The sequence below is a fragment of the Streptomyces sp. NRRL B-24572 genome (assembly GCF_002156145.1).
GTDB classification, from domain to species: Bacteria; Actinomycetota; Actinomycetes; order Streptomycetales; family Streptomycetaceae; genus Streptomyces; species Streptomyces vietnamensis.
Genome location: NZ_MWIG01000491.1, coordinates 1 through 3579 on the forward strand (window position 1 = coordinate 1; position 3579 = coordinate 3579).

Consider the following 3579-nt stretch of genomic DNA (forward strand, 5'->3'; position numbering starts at 1 on the left):
GAGGGGAGGGAGGGGGGAGGCCCCCCGAGAGGACCGTAGGCTGAGTGGGACGAGGCGGAACGAGGACTTGGGCGGCGTGGACGTGAGCGTGGACCAGGGTGTGAACGAGGGACCCGGGGACGAGCGGCCCGAGGCCGACCGGTCCGGGGACGAGCAGGCGACGGGGCAGCAGGCCGGGGACCAGCAGGCTGCGGCCCCGCAGGCCGGGGACGAGCAGGGCGCGGGTTCGCAGGGCGGGGGCGAGCGGCCTGAGGCTCGGTTGGAGCAGGCTGTGCGGGTGGCCGAGCAGGCGCTGATCGAGTTCGAGATCGCCGTCGAGACCTTCCGGGTCGAGGTGGAGAACTTCTCGCGGCTGCACCACCAGAAGCTCGGGCCGATGTACGCGCGGCTCGATGAGCTCGACGCGCGGATCGCCGAGGCGCGGGCGGCGCGTACCGGGGACCCCGAGGACCTGCGGCGGGCGCAGGAGGCGCGGGCCGCGGTGCTGCCGATGCCCGGGGTGGACGAGCTGTTCCACGACTGGATCGACGGCGAGGGCCTCTCCCCCGAGGCGGCCGCGATGCTCACGGACCGGCCGGTGCAGCCGCCGAAGCGGGTCCGTCCCGGTGAGGAGGCCCGCAGGCTCTACCGCGAGCTGGCCCGCAAGGCCCACCCCGACCTGGCCCGCGAGGAGGAGGAGCGGAAGCGGCGCGAGGAGTTCATCACGCGGGTGAACGCCGCCTACGCCCGGGGCGACGAGGCGCTGCTGCGCGAGCTGTCCGCGGAGTGGGAGGCCGGTCCTGTGCCGGCCGAGGAGCGGCTCAGCGAGAGCGAGGAGCTGTACGCGCGCCTGGAGTGGCTGGCCGAGCGCAAGGACATGCTGTCGGCGGTGGCGCGCGAGCTGGAGGAGAGCGCGATCGGCGCGATGCTGCGGATGGCGCCGGACGATCCGGACCGGCTTCTGGAGGAGATCGCCGAGCAGCTGCTCGCGCAGGTCGCCGAGCGGGAGACCGAGCTGGCGGGGCTGGTGCAGTAGGTTTTCAGTACCGCCCGAAGGACTCGGGCGGTACTGGACGAGAGAAGGCGCCTCCCATGAATTTCTCCCCGCTGCCCTCGGTGGACGCGGCTTCCGTGCCGGCCGATGCCCTGGTGCTGGACGTCAGGGAGGACGACGAGTGGAAGGCCGGTCACGTCGAGGGCGCGCTGCACGTGCCGATGAGCGACTTCGTGGCCCGCTTCGGTGAAGTGACGGAGGCCGTGGCCGAGCACGGTCGCGCCTATGTGATGTGCCGGGTGGGCGGCCGTTCGGCGCAGGTCACGCAGTACCTGGTGCAGCAGGGCTTCGACGCCGTGAACGTGGACGGCGGGATGATGGCCTGGGACGGTGCCGGGCGTCCGATGGTCGCGGAGAGCGGAAGCCCGGCGTTCGTCCTCTGACGGACGTCTGAGGCTTCAGCCGAGAGGGTGGCCGGCCAGCAGGTCGCCGAGGGCCTCCTCGTGGGCCGCGGCGGGGCCGAGGGACAGTTCGAGGTGCTTGGCCCAGGCGTGGTAGCGGTGCAGCGGGTAGTCGGTGTCGGCGCCGAAGCCGCCGTGCAGGTGCTGGGCGGTCTGCACCACGCGTCGTACGCCTTCGGAGGCCCAGATCTTCGCGACGGCGATGTCCCCCGCCACGGGGAGCGCTCCGTCCGCGTCACTGGAGAGGCGCCAGGCGGCCTGCCAGAGGGTGGCCTCCATGGCGCGCAGATCGATGTAGCGGTCGGCGGTCTGGACGGCGACGGCCTGGAAGGTGGCCACGGGGTGGCCGAACTGCTCGCGTTTTCCGGTGTATTGGCTCGTCATGGCGAGGACGGCCTCGCCGAGGCCGAGGGCGAGCGCGCAGGTGCCGGTGGTGAGGGTGTCGCGCAGCCGTTCCCAGGCGCCGGCGGTGTCGATGACGTCCATGGCGTCGAGGCGTACGGCGTCGAGGTGCAGTTCGGCCAGGAGTTCGCCGCTGGTGGAGTACTGGGCGGTGAGGCTGAGGCCCTCGTGGGTGCGGGGTAGCAGGGCGAGGATCGTGTCGCCTTCGGTGGTGTGGGCCGGTACGGCGATGAGGTCGGCCGTGTGGGCCCAGGGAACGGCGGTCTGGAGGCCGTCGAGGATCCAGTCGGTTCCGTCGCGGCGCGCGGTGACGGCCCGGTCGGCGGGTTCGTGGCCGGTGCGTCCCTGGGAGGCGGCGGTGAGGACGAGTTCGCCGCGGGCGATACGGGGGAGGAGCGCGGCGGCCGTACGGGGGTGGGCGTACCGCTCGACGGTCAGGGCGACGGCGCTGGTCTCCAGGAGCGGGACGCGGGCGAGGACGCGGGCGGACTCGCGCAGGAGGAGGCAGAGGGCGACGGGGTCGAGTCCGGCGCCGCCGTGCTCGGGGGTCAGGGCGAGGCCGAGGAGGTCGGCGGCGGCGAGCCGGGACCAGAGTGGCCGGTCGAGGTCCTCGGCCACGGCGCCCGGGGTGAGGGCGGGGCTCGGGACCGCGTCGGGCGTGACGTCCTTGAAGACCGCCTTGGCCGCTTCGACGGCCGCCTGCTGCTCTTCGGTGAAGGTGAAGTCCACGGTGCTGCCTTCCCGTTGCCGACGCCTGTCTCTCTGTCTGACGGATCGTCAAGATAGAACAGGTTCTAGGGGAAGGGAATGGTGGCGCCGCACTTCGTCGGCGCCACCGTTCCGGCAGCGGTTCTCAGCGGTCGAAGTCCAACTCCACGTCAGGGGTGGCCGGATGGGACTGGCAGGCCAGGACGTATCCGGCTTCGGTCTCCTCCGGTTCCAGGGCGAAGTTCCTGTCCATCCGCACCTCTCCGCCGACGAGGAAGGCGCGGCAGGTGCCGCACACCCCGCCCTTGCAGGCGTACGGGGCGTCCGCGCGGGCGCGGAGCACCGTGTCGAGGAGGGTCTCGCCCCGCTCCACCGGCCAGGTGCCGGACCGGCCGTGCAGGGTCGCGGTCAGGGTGGCGTGCGCCGGGGCGTCGGCCGCGGGGGCCGGGGCGGGCGCGGAGCCGTCGTCGACGTGGAAGATCTCCTGGTGGATCCTGCCGCGGTCGACGCCCAGGCCGCGCAGTGCCTGCTCGGCGCCCTGGACGAGTCCGAAGGGGCCGCAGAGGAACCAGCCGTCGATGCCGTCGACCGGGAGCAGGGCGGGCAGCAGTGCGGTGAGCCGTTCGCGGTCGAGGCGGCCGGACGGCAGTCCCGCCTGCTGCTCCTCCCGGGAGAGCACGGTGATCAGCTGGAAGCGGTCCGGGTAGCGGTCCTTGAGGTCGGCGACCTCGTCGAGGAACATCGTGGACGCGGCGGTGCGGTCGCTGCGGATCAGGCAGAACCGGGCCTCCGGCTCGCGGGCGAGCAGGGTGGCCGCCATCGACAGGACCGGGGTGATGCCGCTGCCGCCGACGACGGCGGCGAAGTGGCCGGGGCGCGGGGTGAGCGCGAAGCGGCCCATCGGTTCCATGACCTCGACGAGGTCGCCGACAGCCAGTTCCTTGAGCGCGTACGTGGAGAACGAGCCGCCGTCGACGAGCCGGATGCCGACGCGCAGGACGGGGGGCTCGCCGGCCGGGGAGGCGGGGGCGCAGA

Annotated in this window: 4 protein-coding genes; 2 read left to right on the forward strand and 2 right to left on the reverse strand. The window is 73.1% G+C overall.

Annotated features, from left to right (window positions below; all coding sequences use genetic code 11):
• The first annotated feature begins 259 nt into the window (after positions 1–259).
• Both CCN56_RS27460 and CCN56_RS27465 read left to right on the forward strand, forming a co-directional pair.
• Positions 260–1015, forward strand: coding sequence for a hypothetical protein (locus CCN56_RS27460; protein ID WP_086830634.1), 756 nt, complete (start codon positions 260–262; stop codon positions 1013–1015).
• A gap of 56 nt (positions 1016–1071) precedes the next feature.
• Positions 1072–1416 (forward strand): rhodanese-like domain-containing protein, encoded by a 345-nt coding sequence (locus tag CCN56_RS27465; protein ID WP_041130125.1) that lies wholly within the window; start codon positions 1072–1074, stop codon positions 1414–1416.
• Between the two features lie 15 nt (positions 1417–1431).
• On the opposite strand, the gene CCN56_RS27470 is transcribed toward CCN56_RS27465, so the two are convergent.
• Both CCN56_RS27470 and CCN56_RS27475 read right to left on the reverse strand, forming a co-directional pair.
• The gene (locus CCN56_RS27470) at positions 1432–2565 is read right to left on the reverse strand and encodes an acyl-CoA dehydrogenase family protein (protein ID WP_086830632.1); all 1134 of its coding nucleotides are present in this window, start codon (positions 2563–2565) and stop codon (positions 1432–1434) included.
• Between the two features lie 124 nt (positions 2566–2689).
• The coding region (locus CCN56_RS27475; RefSeq protein ID WP_086830633.1) for a 2Fe-2S iron-sulfur cluster-binding protein at positions 2690–3579 on the reverse strand (890 nt) is incomplete at its 5' end.